The organism is Microcoleus sp. LAD1_D5 (genome assembly GCF_036702115.1).
GTDB lineage: Bacteria > Cyanobacteriota > Cyanobacteriia > Cyanobacteriales > Microcoleaceae > Microcoleus.
Genome location: NZ_JAUBSA010000085.1, coordinates 1 through 22,801, shown reverse-complemented (window position 1 = coordinate 22,801; position 22,801 = coordinate 1). Strand labels below are relative to the sequence as shown.

Here is a 22,801-nt window from a genome sequence, read left to right as displayed (position 1 = left end):
AACGCATTAAATTGAGAACAGATCGTCCTACTTAATATTTTGTTACATACTTAGGCATTTTCCTGCCGACTTACTTACTTTCACCTTCTGTGCTGTAGAGATATTGAGTAAACCGAATCCATGTTACTCGACCGTCTGCCAAAGGAAATGTAATTTCTAGATTTTGACACCGAGACTCCCCTGAATCTATCGGTTGCAAAAAAATTGCTGCAGATAAATCCCTTGGACATCTGCTAAATTGCTGGCATCAAACAAGCGCAAAAAAGCTTGATTGCTTTCCAAAAGCTGCCCCTGGGAACTCGCTCGAAAAACTCCGACATTTAAGCGTTCTAGCAGAGAATTAAGTTGATTTTCTAGTCGGGCGACTTCCAGGCGGCAACTCGATGGAGCACTGCGCGAACAGCAACGCAAAGGCGGACGTAGTGCTTAGGCGACTTGATAATGTAATCGTCCAATCCGGATTTCATCGCCTCTACAGCAATTTCTTCATTGCTAGTATTCGTAAACATTACAATCGGACACTGTGGATAACGCGCTTTGAGAGTTTTAAGCACATCTAAACCGTTCGTCCAGCGCAGTTGGTAGTCGGTAATCACCAGAGGGAATTGACCTCGATTCAGTGCTTCCACGAACAATCTATTATCGGAAATTTCTGTTACTTGCAATGGCGAAAATTGCCGCTCTAATTCGCGTTTAACGAGCAGCCGATCAGTGGGGTTGTCGTCAATTACTAGAATGTGTACCACTTTAAAAATTTATAATTTTGCTGTTAGTTAGAGTGCCGAAAATCACTCCGACTAAAAATGTTGGAGGTTGCCTCTTTAAGATGATTGAGGACGCGATGCCTCACTACAAAATTAATTTCCTCGTTATCAAAAAGATCCAGGTAACGAGGAAACAAGCAATAAAAATCGGGAAAACGCCACTACCAGAAAGAGCTTGGTAACGAGGAAACAAGCAATAAAAATCGATAAACACCCACTAAAAACCCGAAAATTATAGAGTTTCCGGCAGTTCGGTATAGTTGAGCCAATACTCGCTAAAACTCTGCATCATTTCCAATAAAGAAGCAAACCCGACTGGTTTAACCAAATAAGAATTTACCCCTAAATCGTAAGCTCGTTTGACATCAAGTCTTTGGCTAGAAGAAGTAAGCATAACCACTGGCAAGCGTTTTAGTTGCGGCTGCTGCCTCAGCCAAACCAGAACCTCATGACCGGATCGCCTGGGCAATTTCAAATCTAGTAAAATTATCGCAGGTAAAGGATAACGATCGCGATCGCTGTATTCTCCGTCCCCATTTAAATAAAAAACCGCTGCATCTCCATCTCGCACAATTTGCAGCGAAGTATTAGCAAAAGTCTCATTCCGAAATGCCCGCTGCATCAATAGAATATCAACGGGGTTATCTTCCACCAGCAAAATCGTCTGCGTTTGGGTCATGCTTCCTCAGTTGTATCCAAAATCGACTGCCTTGTCCTAATTGAGATTCCACTCCAACTTGACCGCCCATGCGATCAACTCCTTTTTTTACAATAGCTAATCCTATACCAGTTCCGGGGTAAGATTCGATACCGTGCAGCCGTTCAAAAACCCGAAAAATGCGTTTTTGATGTTCTGCAGCAATACCGATGCCGTTGTCTTCTACCCAAAGACGGATGAGGCCGACTGGCAATAGAGGGTTGACCATAAGTAACTGGGAATGTTCCCACTGTCCCACAGTTTGCCTTTCCAATTCTCCCGCTATATCCCTGTCTGTCTCTCCCTCTTGAGGCAGCTCAAGTTCCTCGGCCCATATCTGCACTTGGGGTGGTGCGCCTTCCACAAATTTTATAGCATTGGTGAGCAGATTGGCGATTACTTGAACTAAAGTAACGCGGTGGGCAATTACCGCAGGCAAGGGCGATCGAACACTGATTTGAGCGTGCCTGGATTTAGCGTCAGCTTGTACCATAGCAATTGCCTCGGCTACAGCAGATTCTAAGTCTAAAACTTGCAGGGATAAATCTGTGCGGCTCAGGCGGCTGTAAGCTAGCAAATCTTGGATCAACTCTTCTAATTGTTGCCCAGAATTAACAATTTGCTGGGCGTATTCTTGACCAAGTTCGTCGAGGATGTCCCGGTAATCTTCTAATAAAGCTTCAGCCAATCCCTGCATTCCCCGCAGGGGAGCACGCAAATCGTGGGCAACGGTATAGGCGAAAGATTCTAATTCTTCGTTAGCTGCTTGAAGTTGATTGGTGCGGAGTTCGACTCGCCGTTCTAAGGTAGCATTGAGCATCCGAATTTCTGCTTCTGCTTGTTTGCGCGCAGTTATGTCAATGGCGGTACTAATTACTAAACTTCGGCCGTCGGAAAGCTGATCTAAAGGTGCGGAATAAAACTCCCAAATTCGACTTTCGCCGCTGGCTGTGGCAATCATATATTCGCCTTCAGAAATGCGCGCGTTTAATTGGTGGAGCCGATCGAGATCTGCTTGCACTAGCGATTGGCGACTGTGGTAAGCTTTTTCTGTCCAATCTTCAATTGTAGGAATTTCTGAGTATTCGTAGCCTGAGAGTTCTGTCCAAGCGCAGTTAATTTGCAAAACTTCTCCGTTTTCAGCGTGCAGCATAATTGGCAGCGGTGCGTTGAGAATGGCGCGACGGAAACGTTCTTCGCTTAATTGTAGGGAGTGGCGATCGTGTTCTAGCTGTTCTAACAGTTGATTTAGCTTAATTTCGGCCTTGTCGCGCAAAGTTCGATCGCGCTTGACCAAATAATAAACCAACACCATCAACAGGAAATTTACTAAAGAAGCAACCGTAAAAGTCAGGATGGTCAAATTAGCGCTGTTTTTAGATTCTCGGGCGCGCTGCTGCAATAGCTGAGTTTCTTCAGCAGTCATGGCGGCTATCTGCTGCCGAATGCCACCCATGATTGGCTTTCCCCTACCGGTTTTTACTTGCCGCACGGCTGCTGCTAAGTTTTGTTGGCGTCGCAGATTGATGGTTCCTTCAAGTTCGGCTAATTTAGAGTCGATCGCAATTTTCAAATCGCGAAGGCGCTGTTGCTGCCGCTTATTGTCCGCCGTTAGCTGCTGCAATCCGACTACTTGTTCGTTAACCCGGGCGATCGCGCTGTGATAGGGTTCTAAATACCGTTCTTCTCCCGTCAGCAAATAACCGCGCTGTCCGGTTTCAGCATCTTTTAAGGTGGAAAGCGTGGCTTCGAGTTCGGTTAAAACTTGCTGAGTGTGGCTCACCCAGTGTTCGTTTTCGATTAACTTGAGAGTGTTGTGGTAGGAAGTTGCCGCATTGAAAATTAGCAGGGCCACGACCATTCCGATACCTGCGGTGATTTGGGGAGTCAGCGATTGTTTCATGAAATAGTCGGCGTGCGAGTCCTGCTTTTTTTTATTTTAGCTGGATACGGACTACTCGAATTTTTGGCGCGGGCCTATAGAGCGACTAAAGACTATAAATTTAAGGCTCAAATCTGCGATCAATCTTGTTCCTATTTTAGTCTAGATATTCCTGGCATCCCCCTTAAGTCGGAGATGCCAGAAATAGCTCTCTTACCTCTCGTGATTCAGGCAGGCCCCACACAATCTAGGATGGTTAACAAAGCTTTATTCACCATGTTTTGTTGCATCGATTATGCTGCTTTCACAGTTTCACATCGTGGCGCAAAGAAAAGAGTTTTTACCTATTGACTTAAGTTGACTTTTGGGGTATATTTTAAATAATGCAAGTGGTGATATAAATTTTAATTTAGGCAATATTCCCATTATTAAATGATACCTCGTCAAGCGACCAGTGTCAAGCTTTTTCGCCCAAAAAAAAGGCGAATTTTTCATGATTTCTGAAAAAAATAATTTTTGGGACGTAGGGGAGAAATTGCTAGGGAAACTAACCGCAGATAAACGCAGGTTAACGCGGGTAATTTTCAGCATCAAGAGGGAATGAAGAGCAATTGGAGTTGATAGTCTGTTGAAGACTTGGACGATCGCACTGCACTGAGAAAATGATGATTCCGAGTGCAGTGCCGAAACAATATAATAATTACACAACAGCAGTCGCTTTCATTGCCAAAATGCGATCAATCGCATCTTCAACAACCTTATCAGGCGTAGAAGCACCCGAAGTCACGCCGACTACAATTTTACCATCCGGTAACCAACCTTCAGTTACGACCAAATCGGCCCCCAAAGGCTTGTGTTCGATCCGATTTCCCGGTAAAATGCGCTCCGCACAATCAATGTGATAAGAAGGAACAGTTTTGTCGATCGCGATTTCCTGCAAATGCGTAGTATTAGAAGAATTAAAACCCCCAATCACCAGCATCAAATCTAACTTTTCCTCAACCAAACTTAACATAGCGTCTTGCCGTTCCTGAGTCGCATCGCAGATAGTATTAAAACTCTGAAAATGCTCGTTCAAATTCTCCGGTCCGAACTTTCGCATCATCGTTTTTTCAAACAATTTACCAATATTCTCTGTCTCAGTTTTGAGCATAGTAGTTTGGTTAGCAATACCAACGCTTTCCAAATCCACATCTGGGTCAAAACCAGCAGAATAAGCCTTGCTAAATTTAGCAAGAAACTCATCGCGGTCGCCCCCCTGCAAGATATAATTGCTGACATATTCAGCTTCTTGCCAATTCAGCACAATCAAATACTTATCAGCAAAAGAACTCGTAGCAACAGTTTCCTCATGCTTGTACTGACCGTGAATAATGGAAGTATAATTCCTCTTCTTGTGCTTCTCAACAGTATTCCAAACCTTAGAAACCCAAGGACAAGTAGTATCAACAATCTTGCAGCCCTTATCATTAAGCAACTGCATTTCTTGGACGCTCGCCCCAAAAGCCGGTAAAATTACCACATCGCCACTATCGACAACCGAAAAATTTTTCTGCCCATTTTCAACAGCAATAAAACCAACTTCCATATCCCGCAAATGCTGATTGACCGACGGATTATGAATAATCTCATTAGTAATCCAAATCCGTTCCGAGGGGAAATGCTGGCGAGTCTCGTAAGCAATAGCTACAGCGCGTTCCACCCCCCAGCAAAAGCCAAAAGCCTCAGCCAGCCGGATCGTGACTGCGCCGCGTTCCAGCCTGTAATTATTGTCGCGAATTTGCTGGATCAGACTGCTTTGATAAGCTGTCTGCATCACGCCAGCTACCTCAGCTTCGTGTCCGAAACCCTTGCGGTGGTAGTTTTCAGACTGTTGGAGCGATCGTTTAAAAGCTTTAGTATCCATGCGGTATCGAGTTGAAATCTAGGTTAATTACCTTTGATTTTAGAATGCCTGGGGTGCGATCGCGATTATTGGCTCAGTAGCGAAGAGGGGATATGCTATTTATACGATCGACACATTGAATTGAGAGGAAAGAAAGAATGAACCGCGAAGACGCGAAAAACGCGAAGGAAGAAGAAAGAAGAATGAGACAATTGGGCGAACAGGTGGAACAGCACCTTTATACCTCTTCCTTCGCGCTCTTAGCGTCTTCGCGGTTCGTTAAAAAAAACTTAAAAAAATTGCAGAGACCCAGATAGCTGAGTCTCTACACGATCGAACTCCCACAGAAAATCAGCTTCAAACCTTCTTCGGCGCAAAAGGAGAACCCGATTCAAACGAAGTGAAACCGCCAGCAAAATCCTCACCGTAAGCTTCTTCCCCATGCAGGTCAATATCCAAACCTTTGTCTTCAGCAGATGAGGATACTCGCAGTTCCATAAACTGTTCCAAAATTTTCAGGATCACAAAAGTGCCGACAGCCGCAAACACGTAAGTAGCTAGAACGCCTACAAACTGGGTGACGATTAGCCCCGGATTCCCGGCAAACAGCCCGTCATTTCCGGCAGCGTTAACCGCTTTAGTCGCAAACAGGCCAGTCAGAATCGCGCCCACAGTCCCGCCGACGCCGTGAATCGGGAAGGTATCCAAAGAGTCGTCAAATCCCAGCTTAGCCCGCCAACTAACCGCAAAGAAGCAGCAAACCGAAGTGATCGATCCGATCAAAAGCGCTCCCACTGGAAGCACGAATCCAGCCGCAGGTGTGATTCCCACCAATCCCGCTAGGAAACCGCTGGCAATTCCCACTGCTGTCGGTTTGCCTCTGAGCACCCATTCCACAATTGTCCAAGTTAAACCCCCGGCTGCTGCAGAAATCATGGTGGTGACAAAAGCCACTGTTGCTAAAGAACCAGATCCCAAAGCGCTACCGCCGTTGAAGCCAAACCAGCCGAACCACAGCATCCCAATTCCAAGCAAGACGTAGGGTACGTTGTGAGGGGTGTGGGGCTTCTTCAAGTGGTCTTTGCGGGGCCCGATCATCCAAGCTGCGACAACGGCAGAAACACCGGAACTGATGTGCACGACTGTGCCGCCGGCAAAGTCCAGAGTTCCGATCGCCCCCAGCCAGCCTCTACCCCAAACCCAGTGGGCTAAAGGAGAGTAGATGAAGGTAGACCACAGCAGCACGAACCAGAAATAGGTTTTAAATGTTACCCGTTCGACGATCGCCCCGGAAATCAAGGCTGGAGTGATGATGGCGAACATCATCTGGTAAACCATGAAGACTTGGTGGGGTATTGTCGGTGCATAGCCGATCGGATCTGGTGTGTCCGCCGTCACTTTGTTCAAGAACATCCAGTCGAAGCCACCGATGAAGCTTTCGATCCCTTTACCAAAGCCTTCGGACGCTGGAGTAGAAACGTCAAAGGCTAAACTGTAGCCCCACAACGTCCAGGTGACGCCAATCACTCCCATCATGACTAAGCTCATCATCATGGTGTTGAGAACGTTGCGCGATCGCACCAGTCCCCCGTAGAAAAACGCCAACCCCGGTGTCATCAGTAATACCAGTGCTGAGGATATCAACATCCAGGCGGTATCGCCGCTGTTGATCGGATTCGGCGCCACCGCCGCAGCGGCACCAGCATCTTGAGCTAAGGCATTGTCGGTCAGCGGCACGCTTAACAGCCACAGCGCAATGATGCCGATCGTTAAACTTTTTTTGATCACGTTAGTTGTACCTTTTCATACTCAGCAATTTTCAGGGAAGACCGAGCCGATTTTAGATGTGAGGATTTTAGATGCAATAGTTATTTGGTTTTAAGTCCCTGTTGTAGCGGAACAAATCTTCAATAGATAATTCCCCAATCTTCAACCCCCCGACTCCGTATAGCCGGACTCATCTATATTCGTCAACTATCAATCTAATGGTCTATGCCTTTTGGATTGCACCATTTGTATAAACAGTTATTCTGTATCACACTATACAAAATAGCTAAGTATCATATTTCTTAATCTATCAGTCGATACTTGACATAGCCAGTGATAGCAGAGTAATCGGAGAGGGGGAGTTGAGGAGAAGGTAAGAGTTTTGAGTTGGGGAGAGTGGGAGGAGGAGAGGGGGAGAGGTGGGGAGAATGTTACTTTATCCTTGATCTTTCTAACTAATGACTAATAACTCATGACTCATTTTTCAACTGCATCTGATCGAACAGTTGCAGGGCCGATCGCCAAACCAGATAACCTTGATCGTTAAGGTGCAAGCCGTCTGTATCTATCAGTCGATACTTGACATAGCCAGTGATAGCAGAGTAATCGGAGAGGGGGAGTTGAGGAGAAGGTAAGAGTTTTGAGTTGGGGAGAGTGGGAGGAGGAGAGGGGGAGAGGTGGGGAGAATGTTACTTTATCCTTGATCTTTCTAACTAATGACTAATAACTCATGACTCATTTTTCAACTGCATCTGATCGAACAGTTGCAGGGCCGATCGCCAAACCAGATAACCTTGATCGTTAAGGTGCAAGCCGTCTGTGCTGAGTTCGGTTGGCAAATTGCCGTCAGCATCCGCAAACAGCGGGTACAAATCCAGATACAAAACATTTTCCGAACTAGCAATTTCTTTCAGCCGTCGATTTATTGCCCTAATCCGACTGTTAGGAATCGCCAACAGCCGATCGCGATTTTCCCAAGTAGCTTGTTCCCCACTGTGGGGCAAAATCGACTGCACAACAACTTGTGCTTTGGGGTGAGCCCACCGCAAATCGCGAATAATCTGTCGCTGGTTGTCCAAAATCCCTTCGTCGCTGGTCCCCCGCAACAAATCGTTAATCCCAATCATCACAAACACCGTATCCGGGGCAGTTCTATCGAACAACTGCAACCGCTTCAGCAAACCCAGGGAAGTCTCCCCCGAAATCCCTTGATTCAGCCAAATTCTATCAACTGGTAACAGCTTGGTCGGAAACCACATACTTAGAGAATCCCCAGCCAAAACACTCAGTCTTGAGGGTCGATTCGCCGCCGCCGCCTCAGCTTCGCGACCCAACTGCGTCACCCACTGCTGGTAAGTCCATTTATGTCGTGGCCCGGGAACGGGCACGTCTAGCACTGCCTTTGCAGAGATCGCCGATTGGCCAATTTGTTCCTGGGCCGCTTCTGCCGTCACCGCATCATTCGCCTGGAAGCTTTCTGTCAAGTTGTGTCCCCGCAGCAGTAGTTGAGCGACTGTAACTATCAGTACCCCGTTCGTCACCAAAGATAGCAAAGCCCAAACCGGAACAGCTTTCGATCGGCTAACTTCCATCCCTAAGAGGGATTTATGAGTTCTACTTCTGCTACCTCCTCCAAACTTCTCCATAAACTCAAGCTATTTGCAGGCCTCACACCGAATAATTTGCACTGATTGCTGCATCAAATTTTACCACTCAATTAAAGCCTCAATTCTTGTAAGAATCAAGCACTGTGCTGTGTTGGGCGCGACGGCGATGCAGAACTTTGCTTTTTCGCACTACTTTACCATAAAAAATCTGCCTACCAAACTTTCTGGCACCGCAATCGGATTTGTCCAACCACCAGACCCGGACAAAAATATATCTAAAACTTACCGAAATTACCCATTTCTGATGCTAAAATCCAAAAATGAAAAAATTAACTATAACTGAAGCAGCCAAACTTAAAGGTGTGAGCGCTTCCACCTTGCGAAGATGGGAAGCCGAAGGCAAGCTAATACCGGAACGCACCGCTAATGGTCACAGACGCTATGACCTAGCTCATCTTCTCGGCTTAAAACCCAACGGCGCTTTAACCATTGCTTACGCTCGGGTTAGCAGTCACAACCAAAAAGATGATTTAGACAGACAAAAACAAGTTTTGGAATTGTTTTGTGCATCTCACGGCTGGCAATTCCAAATCATTGATGATGTGGGTTCTGGGGTTAATTACAGTAAGCGGGGTTTACAACATCTAATTCGGGCGATCGCAGACAATCAAGTAGAAAGGTTGGTATTAACTCACAAAGACAGACTTTTGAGATTTGGTTCTGAACTAATTTTTAATTTGTGCGAACACTTTGGGACAGAGGTAGTGATTATAAATCAAACCGAAAATACTAGCTGTGACGAGGATTTAGCTAAAGATATACTAGAAATAATCACTGTTGTCTCCGCCCGCGTTGATGGCAGCAAGAATCCCAAGAACAAGGGCGTCGTTGAAGAACTTAAAGCAATTGCCGGTAAACTCTAATCAATACACCAGCTTACAAAGCTCGTCAGTTACAGATTCTCAATTCCCAATTACCAATTACCGGCGCACATCTCATGCAATCGGAAACTACTATATGTAAGGCGTTGCATAATAGCGGGATGATTTTGATTTTTTTGTCGGATGGACTCTCGTAGCCCGAAGGCGTGTATTTTCACAGCAGGCGGGACACCCCACCATAATCATCCTCAAATTGTGCCACGCCATATGTCAGCCATTAAAGGTCAACTAAAAATAAAATTATGCCCGCGTTCGCATCGAAGATTGAAACGCGAGCACAACGATAGACAGCCATAAGTTGGGGGCTATTTCAGATTGTGGTTTTTCTGAATAAAGGCGTGAATTAGCTGATAAATAGCTAATCTAGACCACGAAAGCTGAATTAATTGATTTCTTCGCACGCTCTACAGTTTGGTAGTCTTGCCCCCAGAACCCCCACCATAACCGCCGTAGCTGCTCTCACTTCTGTTGTCCAAGCTCGTTTCCTTCACAAACCCGGTATAAGCTTCCATCCCGTGTTCGCCGATATCCAAACCTTCAGCCTCCTCTAAAGCAGAAACGCGGATACCCAGCAAAGCTTTGAGTGCCAGCCAAAAAATCGTACTCAGCAGCACGGTCATCCCGCCTACAGAAATAATGCCGACCAACTGCGCCCAGAGTTGACCGAAACCTCCGCCCACAAGCAATCCGGCTTCGGGGCCTGCGGTATAAAGTCCAGTTGTAGGCCCGTCAGCAAACAGCCCAACTGCCAGAGTTCCCCAGATGCCACAGACTAAGTGAACTGAAGTTGCTCCTACAGGGTCGTCAATTTTCAAGTTGTCGAAGAAAGTTACGGCGAAAACTACCAGGATACCGGCGATCGTGCCGATAATGGCAGAGTTGGGCACGTTGATCCAAGCACAGCTCGCTGTTACCCCGACTAAGCCGGCGAGGATGCCGTTGATAATCATCGAAAGGTCAGGTTTACCCAGGTACAGCCAAGCAGTAATGGTTGCAGCAATTCCCCCGAAGGCACCCGCAGTGTTGGTGGTGAGCGCAATATGGGCGATCGCATTTGGATCGACTGCCATTGTCGAACCGGGATTAAACCCGAACCAACCGAACCACAAAATCAAACAACCCAGGGTGGCAATGCTCATATTGTGTCCCGGCATCGCCACAGTATCGCCGTCGCGGTACTTGCCGAGCCGCGGCCCCAAAAATGCCGCTCCCATCAAAGCCGCCCAACCGCCTACCGAGTGAACCACTGTCGAACCGGCAAAATCCCAGAAGCCGGCTTTTGCCAGCCAGCCTCCCCCCCATATCCAGTGTCCGGTAATCGGGTAAGCAATGCCTACTAGCAGCAAGCTGAAAATTAAGAATTCAAGGAATTTAATTCGCTCTGCAACGGCTCCAGAAACGATCGTCGCAGCAGTTCCCGCAAAAACTAATTGGAAAAAGAATTTAGCGTTGAGGGGGACTCCCGTCCAGTTTAATGCGCTGAAAATGCCTTGATAAGCGTCTCCTGTGGCGGGGCTGTTGTCAGCTACGTTCCACAGGAAAAATCCGCCACTGCTGCCGATAAAACCGTTGCCGTCGCTGAACATTAAGGCAAACCCGATCGCCCAAAATGCGATCGTAGAAAGCGCAAAAACAATCAAGTTTTTGGACAGCACGTTGACGGCATTTTTTTGGCGGCAAAACCCGGTTTCCAACATACCGAAACCGGCGTTCATAAAGAACACTATCATCGCCGCCACCATGACCCACATGGTATCCATGCCCACCTTAAGGCTGGCTAATTGTTCCTCGGTGGTTGGCGCGGGAGCTGTTTGGGCTACCGCCGCATATCCCCACACCAAGACGATGATTGCAGCTAAAGGTATGCAGGCTTGCCAACTTGGGCTGAGGCGGGCGATCGCCCGTGGTAACTTCTTCAACCTGTTAACTTTCGTAAAAAATTTAGCTGCTGGCAAATTTAAAGCATCCCGCCTGAGTTGTTTCGACTTTTTCTTTCCGACAGTCATTTTAATCACTTTTACCCTCTTTACGGCTAGTAAGCTCAGCAATATTCGGAAAACTTTCCAATCTTACTACAAAAGTTTATGGATTATTTGTTGAGATTGAGATAGTTATGATAGCCTAGCTCTTCTAGTTGATTTTGTTTTTTCAGTACAGATTCGGACAAATTTTTGCGGTAATGCAAAACTCGCTCTAGCAATTCTGGCTGATGAGCTGCCAGTATCTGAACTGCCAGCAAGCCAGCATTCTTAGCGTTGCCGATCCCCACTGTTGCTACGGGTATCCCGGCTGGCATTTGCACGATCGAGTACAGCGAATCTAGGCCTTGCAGGTGGCGGCTCGGTACCGGCACCCCAATTACTGGCAAGGGCGTTAAAGATGCTACCATACCCGGAAGGTGGGCTGCTCCCCCGGCACCTGCGATAATGACTTTCAAGCCTCTTTGGTGTGCGGTTTCGGCGTATTCCACCATGCGATCAGGGGTGCGGTGCGCCGAGATGATCGCCACGGAGCAAGCAACACTGAATTCTTCGCAAACCGCGATCGCATCTTTCATGGTTGGCAAATCCGAATCGCTACCCATGATAATTCCAACTGTCGCTTGATTCATAAAATTTTCAGATTTGAGATTTCAGATAAATGCTAATTTTAAATGATTGCGTTAACTCAAATTTAGATATTTTGTACCAAAACAGACCCTTAAAAGCAATTTGGGCACAATCCCCCGTCTGAGAAGCCCTGGAGCCAGCAAAAAGCAAAAAGCTCCCCCTCCTCATCGCCAGCCACCGGATTTATCCGTAGCGAATATTAATTCTAAAATCTAAAATCTAAAATCGGATGACTGAAGCCACAACCCCAACTGCCGCCCGCACAGATATTCTCAATGTTCGCCTCCCCGGTTGCAAGGATTTGCAGATGCTTGCTGTTAACAAAACGGGTATTATTCAAGAAGTTTGCCCGATGGACGCCGTATTTAAACGGATTTGTCCTCCCGATTTGCAAGTGCTTGATGTAGCAGGCGATTGGCTTTCTCTGGGCGGTGTTGACTTGCAGATTAACGGAGCCCTCGGTTTTGCTTTTCCCGATTTAGAAAGCAAACATATTGAAATTTTGCCGAAAATTTGTCAATTTTTGTGGAATCAGGGAGTCGATGCTTTTGTGCCGACTTTGGTGACAACTTCACTGTATAAGTTTAGGCGATCGCTCTCGACTATTGCTGATTATATCCGCACTGTACAAACCGCTGCTCCGGCAATCAATAAAACCAAAACAGCCGAAATTCTTGGTGTTCACCTCGAAGGCCCTTTTCTCAACCCCCAAAAGCGAGGTGCTCACCCAGTTGAGTTTTTATTACCGCTAACTATAGAAAATGTCAAGCAAGTTTTAGGAGATTGTGCAGATATTGTCAAAATAATTACTTTAGCGCCTGAGTTAGACAGCACTGGCGAAGTCATTTCCTATTTGCAAAGTTTGGGAATTGCGGTCAGTCTCGGACATTCCCAAGCGACGGCAGAGCAAGCCCAACAAGCATTTGAGCGGGGAGCTTCAATGGTAACTCACGCTTTTAATGCGATGCCGAGTTTGCACCACAGAGAACCGGGTTTGTTGGGAGCGGCAATTGTTTGTCCGGGCGTAAAATGTGGTTTAATTGCTGATGGGAAGCACGTTTCTCCGACAATGATTGATTTTTTGCTGCGCGCTGGTAGGTATGAAAAAGGCATTTTTTTGGTGAGCGATGCTTTGGCTCCTTTGGGTTTGCCTGACGGTGTTTATCCTTGGGATTCCCGACAAATTGAAGTCAGAAAAGGTACAGCTTGGGTAAGATTAGATTACCACTCGCCCCTGGAATCTGCTACTTTGGCGGGTACAACTCTGCCGCTGTTGGCGGGAGTGCAGAATTTGGTGGAGTGGGGGATTTGTGATGCCGAAAGTGCGATCGCCCTGGCAACAGAATCTCCGAGAAGGGCGATCGGAATTGCGGGAATTATTGGCCACTCAGCAACTCAATTGTTGCGGTGGAATTTAAATGCGGCGACAAAAGAATTGACTTGGCATCGGTTGTTTTAAGTGGTTCCATTTAGTTTCCATGCCATTAGTTTCTCGCGCAGTAGAGTTCGTAGTGAGGACGAAGAGTCCTGATGCTAAGCGCTGCTAACAGCAATTCGGTGTTCTCGGCAAGTTCGATCGTAAATAGTGTTTAATTCCACAGCCAAGCAAATATCGCCCCGTAGCCACAGCGGTAAAGCAGGAAGCGCGCAGCCCACAGCCAGTTTTTCCTGCCAAATATCGAGGCATTGGTTGCCGTCTCGCTCGATCGGTCGATAAGCTGTAGCATAGAGGTCAGCATCCAAGGGCGAAGCGCTTCCTCCCGCCAGACGGGCTAACAATTCATTATGAAGATTTGCCTTCCTTCCCGTCACAACATCAACTATTACCAACCCAATTCCCTGGCGCAAATACGTCTCGCACTTAGAAACAAAAGCACCGCGATGAGTAGAACGATCTTTGTTGGCAGGACTTACTAATTCAATTGCACCGGCTAATACCGGGCCCGCTTCAGTGTTAAAAATACTGACTTGCACGGTTTCCGCCGCAGTTAGAAAAGGCACGCTTTGGACTGGGGGTGACATCCAATTATTTGGGAAATCTATTGGCAAACGAATTACCGTCTCTGGGTTCTCCAACTCCGGTAACGATTCCTCAAAAGCTGCTACATCAATTTCAATCCCAAACTGCACGTTGGGCTCGGCAAAGTAATTTGCGGGTAATTTGGCATTCAAATCGGATGCAATGTAAGTCGCCCAGGCGTTGTGAAAGGCGTGCCAGTGACGGCGAACCGACAGCGGCGGGCGGAAATGATCTTGTAGCACCATATTTTTTAAAGTTAGGGCTGATTAAAATTATCGCTCGAATGTGCGATCGGCTGAACTCGGTTTTTATTAAATTACTTTCTCAATTCGGGATTGTTCGAGTTGCGATCGCCTCTATCAATAAATCTAACTCAATTTAATTGGGTGGGGAGTGTCAATCGATTTTAGATTTTAGATTTTAGATTAAAGAATTGAAAATTGAAGAACTGACCCCACTGATAAATCCGGGGGGCCCGGACTAAATTACTTTCGGTTAACAATAACTGCCGCTGCGGCTTTATAATATTTAACCGTTGGCAATAACTCAGCAGCAGGCAAATCGATGAATTTGGTAGACGACAAGACTATAGTTAGACAGTATTTTAACTCGACGGGCTTTGATCGCTGGCAGCGAATTTACGGTGACGGGAAAGTCAATAAAGTTCAGCTAGACATCCGCACCGGGCACCAGAAAACGGTGGATACAGTCATCGAATGGCTGCAAGCTGACGGAAATTTGCCTGGGCTGTGTGTCTGCGATGCTGGCTGCGGTGTAGGATCTCTGAGCATTCCTCTGGCTGACGCTGGGGCAATTGTTTGCGCTAGCGATATCTCTGAAAAGATGGTAGCAGAAGCTTACGATCGATCGACAGCAGTTCCCGGCAAGCTCTACAACATCTCCTTCGCCGCCCAAGATTTGGAAGCTTTAACCGGCAAATTCCACACAGTGATTTGTTTGGATGTGCTAATCCACTATCCTCAAAATAAGGCTGCAGAAATGATCGCTCACCTAAGTTCGATCGCCGAATCGCGACTAATTCTTAGTTTTGCGCCCAAAACTTTAGCACTCACCGCCCTCAAAAAAATTGGCGAACTTTTTCCCGGCCCGAGCAAAACTACTCGCGCTTACCAGCACCGCGAAGCTGATATTATCAAAATCTTAGAAAACAATGGTTTTGTTATTAACAGAACAGCGATGACTAGCACTAGCTTTTACTATTCTCGCTTGCTGGAAGCTGTGCGGAAATAGGTTAAAAATATCTGCAAAAAAGATAATTTATCATAAACCTAGGGTGCGCCCCGCGCACCTTCCCTTACCCACGTTAGGCAAGTGCACCTCCATACTCTGCGATTGCTTCGCGGAGGCTCGCAATGACAACTAAGGCACGCACCGCACACATTCGATATCAACAATTAGATGTTTTTCCCTCTTCCTTCTTCCTTCTTTCTTCTTCCCAATTCAATAAATATTATGTCAACGCTAATTTTAATTCGCATTTTTATAGCAGCGGCAGCCATCTTCGGAGGTTTATCCGTTGCAGGCGGTGCTTTCGCCTCCCACGCTTTGAAAAATCAATTGAGCGATCAGGCTTTAACCATTTTTGAGACCGGTGCCCGATATCAAATGTACCATGCCCTGGCTCTATTACTCGTCGCTTTACTCTTGAGCCATGCCCAAGAGTCTGAAACCTTTTTTGCAGTGGCTGGATGGGCTTTTATTGTCGGCACAATCATCTTTTCCGGCAGTTTGTACGCCCTGAGTTTGACTGACATCAAATGGCTGGGTGCCATTACCCCTGTGGGAGGAGTGGCTTTTATTGTCGGTTGGGGATGTTTGGCAGTTGCAGCTTTTAGTTTTAAATAAACAACTGGTAAATTTTGAAGCAATTACCAATTAGCCATTACCTAATTATCAAACACATCCCTGGAAAACATCTCTGTCAAAGTACGCAAGTAAGGTATAAATATCGTTAAATCTTCCGGAGGAAGTCGCTCGCATATTTCCCAAAACAAAATCAGCAGCATATCCTGCACCAACTCCCAACTTACATGAAGTTTCGGATACAACATCACGCAAAGTGGAAACAATTCTTGCTGTACCGGGTGAATGCTACCTTCCAAAACGCACCAGCACAAATAGCTTTGAAAAATCTCTACATCCCGGATACCAGAAATTTTTACCTCGCGATCGCTCAAATAACCGCTGCTGCTGCGGTATCCTTGATGCTGGAAACTAGCTCGAGCGTACACTGCACTGGCAATCTGAGTCGTATGCTGCAACAAATGCTGAACGGCTAATAAAGCTCTTGAATTCGCGGGCTGATTCGCCGCCGCCTCGTTAATCTCTCCGTAGGGAATGTGTAGGTAGTCGTCTATAACTTTTAAGTATGGTGCAAATTCTGCTCTCTCTGACTCCGAAAGACATCCTAACAAGATTTTGCTAATGTATTGAAACTCCACCGTCACAAATCCCAGCACTAACGGATCAGTCTCCGAGTATTTTCGCCTCACTTTGATAAGATCTTTTCCCACCAGCACTGACAAGCGGAAAATAGGTTCTCTATCGGCATAAGCATCTATTGCTTTCCAATATAAGGTGCGAGAATCGGCGGCAATTTCTAAAGAATTAATTAAGCTTGGATCTATCGCGTGCCGCTGTATTTGTTCCCCTAAAAGAGCTTCTACTCTACTCCAAGCTATCTCGCTAGCTAATTTCAGGGTATCTTTCAACTTGTCAACTATTTGGGCTCGATTTTCCTCAAAGTTAGTTAACTCTAGGCTTGGGAGAATTTGTCGCGGGGCTTGGTTTTCTCGTGCGGCAACTGTACTGTAATATTTTTTTGCCCAGCTAACGGTTAAGGAAGAAACGCTGACGCCTTTAGCCTCTGGGAATTGGTCATTGTCCCATCCGGTAATACCCTGCGATGCCAGACTATCCCCGTGTTGAATTTCGTCGGCTGCAGGTAAAGACTTTGAAGATATTTGTGAAATACCCGTCATGATCAACCTCGTTTTTTTATTAACTCGCACCCGATCAATTCCCCTACTTTTTAACGTTGTTAACTACAATTTTCTGGATTTGTACCCTGACAGTCATCCGCAATTGTGCTTAAAGCTATAAGCCATTTGGCTCGACTGCCTGCATCTTCTATAAGCTGCACGTTAATAACGTTATTGATTGTGCGATCGATCACAGTCACCCTGTGATCGCGACCCTAATTTATTTTGTTGACCTATCAAGAGAGCTGGAAATAAATTTAATTTGTCTTAAAATCTGATAATTAAATTCAAGTCTGCCTCAAAAAAACTACGGCTTGAAATACCTTATCTTTGTTTTGGAGCGCTTTGGTAGATGCCCTCGTTTCTTAAAGAAGCTAGGCTACAGCAAGATCGAGCGGTGACTGTGGTTAATTTATTTCTATAGCTGAATTAGAAATGTATTTTGAGTCTGCCGATTGTTAGGAAACCCTAACAAATTTAACGATCGGCTTTTCTAAATAAAAAATTAAATTTGAGATTAGGATGAGATTTATGTGCATTTCGTTAAGGCAATTGCCAGGGCCGTTTTTTGCGCTCAGTTTTTTAGCTTCCCCGTGAAGCGAAGCTATCCCGTAGGGAATCGCCGGCCCGGCAATTGATCGTCGTCCATTCGATCGGCAAACTACCCTTCAAAACCGGAATTAGCGACTGACTAGCCCGATCGCTCCCATATTTTGCCAACTCTGACCTTCTTCATCCAAGATACAAGCCCCCGGATTCATCCGTGGAGAAATAAAAAACCTGTATCCGAGAAACAAGCCCCCGAATTTATCCGTGGGGTCAATGCTTCAATTCTAGGACTTACGCATTGACAAAAAACATCATCTATGTACTCTAGACAAGGCCACCACTACTAAAGTTGGCTAAAATCGGCTCACTTATAACTGAAGTGAATAGATTCCTTTGGACTTCATACGAGTTACCAATTATTTTTTCAGACCGCATCAACTCTAATTTAACACTCATCTGGAAGTGAACAAAATACATGAGTCTTGATTGCACAGGTATCTCTTACCATGAACCGACAAATTCCACATACTTGCTTGATAGCTCTATGAAAGGTTTCAATTCGCCAATGAGTATTATGAATTGTGATAAATTCATCTCTTGTAATTTCAGGGATTTTTTCTCACTTTGGTCAAGAGAAAATCTAGTGTCTAGACGCCTCTTTTTTAAAGCTTTTTCTAAACAACTTTATAAATCCCAATTCTTTTAAATGAGTTATTACTCCTGACTCAGGAATTGCCAGAGTGCTTACCTGGCAATAATTATGTGGCTCATTTGATACAGTCCTTTTTTGGCTCTTCCGTGTTTAGTATGCTAAAATGTTAAAAGTTGAGGATTATTTACAGCAAATTCCATGTATATGTGGTAAACTACATTCAGTACATCACCAGAAAAAATGAAAGCTTATTCGATCGAGTTTCGTAAAAAAATAATTAAAGCCTATGAACAAGGTGATACATCAGTCAGGAAAGTAGCCCAACGTTTTGATGTGAGTAAAGCGTTTGTTCAAAAAATCTTAAAACAAAAACAAACGACTGGTCACGTTCAACCAAAAAAACAGGGTGGAAGCCTTAAAAGTGTGTTACACTCGTCCACAGATCCATTGACCCAGATGGTAGAAAAATATCCGGATAGTACCTTATTAGAATATTGTGAATATTGGCTAGATAGCTACCAACAATCTGTCAGTTAAGCGTATGATGTGTCGCGAATTAATCAAACAAAATCTGACGCGAAAAAAAAGACAATACGGAGTAGTCTATCTGCCACCGACCGAGTGCAACTTTATATGTGTGAATATTGGGACAAAGTGAAAAATATCGACCCTGACAATCTCGTTTTTTTGGATGAAATGGGCGTTCTATTGGGGTTAACACGAACCCATGCACGTTCAAAATGTGGTAGTAGAGTCTATGATTTAAAACCATTTTATCGGGGTGCTAAAGTCACAGTTATTGGAGCAATCAGCTTAAAAAAAGTAGTAGGATTAATGACGCTCAACGGGTCGATGGATAGTCAGGCATTTGCAGTTTTTGTGGAACAGTGCTTAGTGCCAAAATTATGGGAGGGTGCAGTCGAAGTTAATTGATAATCTACCAGCCCATAAGTTGGCGGTGATTGAACCCCTGATTCAAGCCACTGGTGCGAGTGTTCTGAATTTATCACCCTATTCTCCTGACTTTAATCCAATCGAATTATGGTGGTCACAACTCAAAGCTTTTTTACGTAAGTTTTCGCCCACTACTACCAAGATGGTTGATATTTTACTAGCTACGGCGCTTGAGTTGGTTAATATTAAGCACTTTAAAAACTGGTTTACAAGCTGCTGCTACTGTACTTCATAAACCTGGAATCCGCTGTAAGTACAGCAATGAAAAGATTAATGACACAATTGCTAAATTTACCAGGTGTGATAGTAGAGAATAGCTTAGAGACAGAATCGACGATTATTTTATCGGTTAGAGCAACCAACAAAACAGCAGTTTGCCCGCGATGTGGTCAAAAGAGTCATCGTCTCCATCACAACAAAAGACATTTAGTTAAAGATTTACCCATCAGTAATAGAGCGGTAATTCTTTCTGTAAATCGTCGGCAGTTTAAGTGTGAATTTTGCCGAAAACCTTTTAGCGAAATTTTAGATTTTGTTGAGCATAAAAAAAGTTTTACTAAAAGATTAGCCCTAAATATCACAGAACAAGTTATTCAGAGTGACATTAGTAATGTTGCTAAAAATAACACATTAACACCCGAACAAGTTGAGTCAATGGTTAAAGTAGTAGCTGAAAGTGTAATCAATGTAGATGTTCGGGAATTGCGCCGCTTGGGAATAGATGAGATTAGTTTAGTTAAAGGGCAAGGAAAATTTATAGTAGTATTAGTAGATTTAGAAACACATAAACTCTTAGGATTGGTATCAGAAAAAAAAACAGTCATTTATCGAAAACTTTCTTCTAAAATGGGGTAAATAAGTCTTAAATAAAATAGAAGAAGTCAGCATGGACATGAGTGGTAGTTATAAATTTTTGGTGAATAAAATATTGCCAAATGCTGTAGTGACAGTAGAGAGATTTCATGTAACAAAAATGGTAATTGCTCAACTAGGGGAAAAAAGGGAGCCATCAATCGAGAGAGCTTGTTGAATAGATTGATAAGCAGTTAAACCCTGACGTTTGCCAGTATTCACAACTGAACGAACGGCAGCAAACAAATCCCGACCCCATTCCGAACGGAAGCCATTAGTCACACGGCGAAATATTACACTCATCCGAATCGCCTGTTCGCTACTATTATTCGTGGGTGGAATTGTCGCATCTTCCAGAAATAGAAATAAATTGTCAATCAGCCCACCATATCGTTTTCGTAACCGGATACCATCCGGATTGTGTGGCACTAAATTTAAAATCCTGGTGAATCTTTCCTGTAAATTTTCTCGATATCGTTTCAGTCTAGTATCGTCTATTTTCGCTCGTCGTCGATGGACGATCAAAGCTCTTAATAATAACCTCTTCATCCCTGGGGCAAAAATTCTGTCCCCAGCATCAATCGCATATTGGCAATCCCGCAATTGATGAGCCAAACACACTTGCCATTGTGGTGCTGGATGATTTTTTTGAGCGCTAAATAAGTCTGATACCCAAATATCGGGACGATGTTCTCCGAGAACTTCGTTAATTACTCCAGTTCCTCGGCTGGGGCGAATGACGTGTAAGCAAACATCCGGGTTCTGAAACACCCACTCCCACTGATTCTGTCCGTTAACTCTCGCACTCGTTTCATCTGAACAAATTAATTTAGACCGTCGCAACCGATGGAGTATTTGAGTTACTTGGTCATCTAAACTGGTTTTGACTTGCACCAGCAAGTTGGCGATTCCTCCTTCTGATATCTTGAGTCCAAAGACTTCTCCAAATATGGACGACAGCCGTTCGTAGCTGATGGCATGAGTGTAACGCAGATATGTGACTAAGCTTTGAATAGAACTGCCAAACGGTGAACCTGGTTCCATTCCCAATGGTACAGGGGCAACGTACTTCGTTTGACAGCAGGCACACTGACCGCCATAACGTTCGATGCGGGTGATGATGGGACGAATTAGTGGTAGTTCGATTTTTTCGTAGATGGATTGTAATTTTTGTGCAGTAGCGGTCACTTTCTCTCCACACTGGGGACAATTTTTGAGTTGGGCCATGATTGTTTGGTCGGGATGAGGATGTAGTTCTCGAACCCCTCCTACTCTTCCTAGGCTTCTTTGTCTTTTTATCCCCTCAATTTTCGATGGCTGAATGTTGGGCTTGAATCCTTTGGAGGGTGGAGTGCTGGAATTTTTGCTAGTTTTTTTGGGAGACGGACTTAGTTTTGCTTGGTCTGTGGCTGCTAACGCTGCGGTGAGTTTTTGGATTTTCTCCCATAGCTCTACTATCAAGGCTTCTTTTGCCTCGTTCGATAGTTGCTTTAAGTCGGGGAGTTTTTCCATTTCTCTATCTAATGTCTATCTCGTCTTCTTGTCAAGGGGGTTGAGCAATTACCAAAAATGATACATGAAGAATTAAATAAAGCCAGAATTGACCAAAAAAAAGCAGCAGACTCACTAAAAACTGAAGAAAAAACTAAATTACTTGATAGTTTAAAAAGTAGTAAATATATACTCTTAAAAGCCGAGTAAAACTTATCTGAGGAACAAAAAACAAAATTATTACAAGTGCAATCAGACTCACCACTCGTAAAAATTATGCACTCCTTAAAAGAAGAGTTTCACGCTCTATTTGAAAAATGTAAAAATTTAAGTGCGGGAATATTAGAACTAATCGATTGGTTAAAAAAAGCAGAGCCGTACTATAAAAAGAGCGTAAACACCATTAAAAGGTGGTTTGCCGAGGTAGTAGGATATTTTGAACAAAGAACAAACAACGGAATGGTTGAAGGCATTAATAATAAATTAAAACTGTTAAAACGCAGTGGATTTGGTTTTAGAAGTTTTAAAAATTTTGAAATGCGAGCTTTGCTTCTTTGGCATTTTTATAAAGATTTAGCATACTAAGTACGGAAGAACCTCTATCTATCAACTCTTTTGTTGCTGATGAAATCGGTTGATGTCTGGGACTCATGACGAATTGCCTTCCACAATCTCGACATTTAAAATTTTGCTTCTGAGAGCGAGTGCGACCATTTTTCAATATGTATTCAGAGTTACATTTGGGACAGTTCATAAGCTAAAATTTAAGGTAGGTTAAAAGAATAAAATTATAACACATTTTCCTTGCTATGCAGAACTACCTTTTATTTTAAACGCTGTTCTTTTTTCGGGATGTCTCTTGGACTCCAGGCTATACTTAGCCCAGATGTAAACATACTTTTTTTGTTTAATATCCTCCGCACTTGTCCTCCACTTAATTTTATTCCTGTGGCTTCCTCTAAGTATGTTGCTAATCTCTGCGCTGTCCATCCTCCCAAATTATCTCCTAATTCTTGAGGGTCTTTCTCTAGAGTTTTTAATAATATTTCTATATACAGCACTTTGCGTGACTAAAAGGTACAGTAACAGCAGTGAGCAAAATAATTTTCGATTTGCTTACTTGAACATA

General features: G+C 44.5%; 23 protein-coding genes and 3 pseudogenes. 12 read left to right on the top strand and 14 right to left on the bottom strand.

Annotation, left to right across the window (positions count from 1 at the left end; translation table 11 throughout):
• Positions 1-353: 353 nt before the first annotated feature.
• The 4 genes from QUA70_RS24675 to QUA70_RS24660 all read right to left on the bottom strand — a co-directional run bounded on the left by QUA70_RS24675 (position 354) and on the right by QUA70_RS24660 (position 5,249).
• Positions 354-746 carry a response regulator gene (locus tag QUA70_RS24675; RefSeq protein WP_333335121.1) on the bottom strand — a complete coding sequence of 131 codons (393 nt, stop codon included), beginning with the start codon at positions 744-746 and terminating at the stop codon, positions 354-356.
• 250 nt (positions 747-996) lie between these two features.
• Positions 997-1,443, bottom strand: a complete 447-nt coding sequence (locus QUA70_RS24670; RefSeq protein ID WP_333335118.1) for a response regulator — start codon at positions 1,441-1,443, stop codon at positions 997-999.
• On the bottom strand, positions 1,406-3,364 hold the full coding sequence (locus QUA70_RS24665; RefSeq protein ID WP_333335115.1) for a CHASE3 domain-containing protein: 1,959 nt from the start codon (positions 3,362-3,364) through the stop codon (positions 1,406-1,408). The genes QUA70_RS24670 and QUA70_RS24665 overlap by 38 nt, the downstream gene beginning before the upstream one ends.
• Before the next feature lie 679 nt (positions 3,365-4,043).
• The gene (locus QUA70_RS24660; RefSeq protein WP_333335112.1) at positions 4,044-5,249 is read right to left on the bottom strand and encodes a 4-hydroxy-3-methylbut-2-enyl diphosphate reductase; all 1,206 of its coding nucleotides are present in this window, start codon (positions 5,247-5,249) and stop codon (positions 4,044-4,046) included.
• A 137-nt stretch (positions 5,250-5,386) separates the two neighbouring features.
• On the opposite strand from QUA70_RS24660, the gene QUA70_RS24655 reads away from it, so the two are divergent.
• Positions 5,387-5,545, top strand: coding sequence for a hypothetical protein (locus QUA70_RS24655; protein WP_333335110.1), 159 nt, complete (start codon positions 5,387-5,389; stop codon positions 5,543-5,545).
• 40 nt (positions 5,546-5,585) lie between these two features.
• On the opposite strand, the gene QUA70_RS24650 is transcribed toward QUA70_RS24655, so the two are convergent.
• Positions 5,586-7,016 (bottom strand): ammonium transporter, encoded by a 1,431-nt coding sequence (locus tag QUA70_RS24650; protein ID WP_333335106.1) that lies wholly within the window; start codon positions 7,014-7,016, stop codon positions 5,586-5,588.
• A 707-nt stretch (positions 7,017-7,723) separates the two neighbouring features.
• On the bottom strand, positions 7,724-8,641 hold the full coding sequence (locus QUA70_RS24645; RefSeq protein ID WP_333335103.1) for an SGNH/GDSL hydrolase family protein: 918 nt from the start codon (positions 8,639-8,641) through the stop codon (positions 7,724-7,726).
• A 281-nt stretch (positions 8,642-8,922) separates the two neighbouring features.
• On the opposite strand from QUA70_RS24645, the gene QUA70_RS24640 reads away from it, so the two are divergent.
• Positions 8,923-9,525, top strand: a complete 603-nt coding sequence (locus QUA70_RS24640) for an IS607 family transposase (RefSeq protein ID WP_333335100.1) — start codon at positions 8,923-8,925, stop codon at positions 9,523-9,525.
• A gap of 422 nt (positions 9,526-9,947) precedes the next feature.
• On the opposite strand, the gene QUA70_RS24635 is transcribed toward QUA70_RS24640, so the two are convergent.
• Together QUA70_RS24635 and purE are read right to left on the bottom strand one after the other, a co-directional pair.
• A complete protein-coding gene (locus tag QUA70_RS24635; protein WP_333335122.1) occupies positions 9,948-11,549 on the bottom strand; it encodes an ammonium transporter in 1,602 nt (533 codons plus the stop codon).
• A gap of 83 nt (positions 11,550-11,632) precedes the next feature.
• Positions 11,633-12,154, bottom strand: coding sequence for a 5-(carboxyamino)imidazole ribonucleotide mutase (gene purE / locus QUA70_RS24630; RefSeq protein ID WP_333335096.1), 522 nt, complete (start codon positions 12,152-12,154; stop codon positions 11,633-11,635).
• A 227-nt stretch (positions 12,155-12,381) separates the two neighbouring features.
• On the opposite strand from purE, the gene nagA reads away from it, so the two are divergent.
• Positions 12,382-13,611 (top strand): N-acetylglucosamine-6-phosphate deacetylase, encoded by a 1,230-nt coding sequence (gene nagA, locus QUA70_RS24625; RefSeq protein WP_333335092.1) that lies wholly within the window; start codon positions 12,382-12,384, stop codon positions 13,609-13,611.
• 74 nt (positions 13,612-13,685) lie between these two features.
• Here the strand turns inward: nagA and QUA70_RS24620 are convergent, their stop codons facing one another.
• The gene (locus tag QUA70_RS24620) at positions 13,686-14,417 is read right to left on the bottom strand and encodes a DUF4058 family protein (RefSeq protein WP_333350498.1); all 732 of its coding nucleotides are present in this window, start codon (positions 14,415-14,417) and stop codon (positions 13,686-13,688) included.
• A gap of 319 nt (positions 14,418-14,736) precedes the next feature.
• Here QUA70_RS24620 and bchM point away from each other — a divergent pair, with 319 nt between their 5' ends.
• Positions 14,737-15,423, top strand: coding sequence for a magnesium protoporphyrin IX methyltransferase (bchM, locus tag QUA70_RS24615; RefSeq protein WP_333335087.1), 687 nt, complete (start codon positions 14,737-14,739; stop codon positions 15,421-15,423).
• A 222-nt stretch (positions 15,424-15,645) separates the two neighbouring features.
• Positions 15,646-16,038, top strand: a complete 393-nt coding sequence (locus QUA70_RS24610; protein ID WP_333350500.1) for a DUF423 domain-containing protein — start codon at positions 15,646-15,648, stop codon at positions 16,036-16,038.
• 41 nt (positions 16,039-16,079) lie between these two features.
• Here the strand turns inward: QUA70_RS24610 and QUA70_RS24605 are convergent, their stop codons facing one another.
• Positions 16,080-17,174 carry a hypothetical protein gene (locus QUA70_RS24605; protein ID WP_333350502.1) on the bottom strand — a complete coding sequence of 365 codons (1,095 nt, stop codon included), beginning with the start codon at positions 17,172-17,174 and terminating at the stop codon, positions 16,080-16,082.
• Between the two features lie 873 nt (positions 17,175-18,047).
• Positions 18,048-18,513 (bottom strand): annotated as a pseudogene (locus QUA70_RS24600) (IS701 family transposase); the annotation flags it as partial.
• Between the two features lie 102 nt (positions 18,514-18,615).
• Between QUA70_RS24600 and QUA70_RS24595 the strand changes: the two are divergent.
• The 5 genes from QUA70_RS24595 to QUA70_RS24580 all read left to right on the top strand — a co-directional run bounded on the left by QUA70_RS24595 (position 18,616) and on the right by QUA70_RS24580 (position 20,359).
• Positions 18,616-18,912 carry an IS630 transposase-related protein gene (locus QUA70_RS24595; RefSeq protein ID WP_333350504.1) on the top strand — a complete coding sequence of 99 codons (297 nt, stop codon included), beginning with the start codon at positions 18,616-18,618 and terminating at the stop codon, positions 18,910-18,912.
• Between the two features lie 96 nt (positions 18,913-19,008).
• A complete protein-coding gene (locus QUA70_RS24590) occupies positions 19,009-19,308 on the top strand; it encodes a transposase (RefSeq protein ID WP_333350505.1) in 300 nt (99 codons plus the stop codon).
• On the top strand, positions 19,289-19,564 hold the full coding sequence (locus tag QUA70_RS28670; RefSeq protein WP_445301498.1) for a transposase: 276 nt from the start codon (positions 19,289-19,291) through the stop codon (positions 19,562-19,564). The genes QUA70_RS24590 and QUA70_RS28670 overlap by 20 nt, the downstream gene beginning before the upstream one ends.
• 26 nt (positions 19,565-19,590) lie before the next feature.
• Positions 19,591-20,184 carry a transposase family protein gene (locus QUA70_RS24585; RefSeq protein WP_333410710.1) on the top strand — a complete coding sequence of 198 codons (594 nt, stop codon included), beginning with the start codon at positions 19,591-19,593 and terminating at the stop codon, positions 20,182-20,184.
• A gap of 31 nt (positions 20,185-20,215) precedes the next feature.
• Positions 20,216-20,359 (top strand): transposase, encoded by a 144-nt coding sequence (locus QUA70_RS24580; RefSeq protein WP_333336293.1) that lies wholly within the window; start codon positions 20,216-20,218, stop codon positions 20,357-20,359.
• On the opposite strand, the gene tnpC is transcribed toward QUA70_RS24580, so the two are convergent.
• The gene (gene tnpC / locus QUA70_RS24575) at positions 20,314-21,693 is read right to left on the bottom strand and encodes an IS66 family transposase (protein WP_333336290.1); all 1,380 of its coding nucleotides are present in this window, start codon (positions 21,691-21,693) and stop codon (positions 20,314-20,316) included. The genes QUA70_RS24580 and tnpC overlap by 46 nt on opposite strands.
• A 57-nt stretch (positions 21,694-21,750) precedes the next feature.
• On the opposite strand from tnpC, the gene QUA70_RS24570 reads away from it, so the two are divergent.
• Both QUA70_RS24570 and QUA70_RS24565 read left to right on the top strand, forming a co-directional pair.
• Positions 21,751-21,882 (top strand): hypothetical protein, encoded by a 132-nt coding sequence (locus QUA70_RS24570; protein ID WP_333336287.1) that lies wholly within the window; start codon positions 21,751-21,753, stop codon positions 21,880-21,882.
• A 12-nt stretch (positions 21,883-21,894) separates the two neighbouring features.
• Positions 21,895-22,257 (top strand): annotated as a pseudogene (locus QUA70_RS24565) (ISL3 family transposase); the annotation flags it as partial.
• On the opposite strand, the gene QUA70_RS24560 reads toward QUA70_RS24565, so the two are convergent.
• Together QUA70_RS24560 and QUA70_RS24555 are read right to left on the bottom strand one after the other, a co-directional pair.
• On the bottom strand, positions 22,196-22,426 hold the full coding sequence (locus QUA70_RS24560) for an IS1/IS1595 family N-terminal zinc-binding domain-containing protein (protein ID WP_333336285.1): 231 nt from the start codon (positions 22,424-22,426) through the stop codon (positions 22,196-22,198). The pseudogene QUA70_RS24565 and the gene QUA70_RS24560 sit on opposite strands and share 62 nt — an antisense overlap.
• Before the next feature lie 68 nt (positions 22,427-22,494).
• Positions 22,495-22,727, bottom strand: a pseudogene (locus tag QUA70_RS24555) (winged helix-turn-helix domain-containing protein); the annotation flags it as partial.
• Between the last annotated feature and the right edge of the window lie 74 nt (positions 22,728-22,801).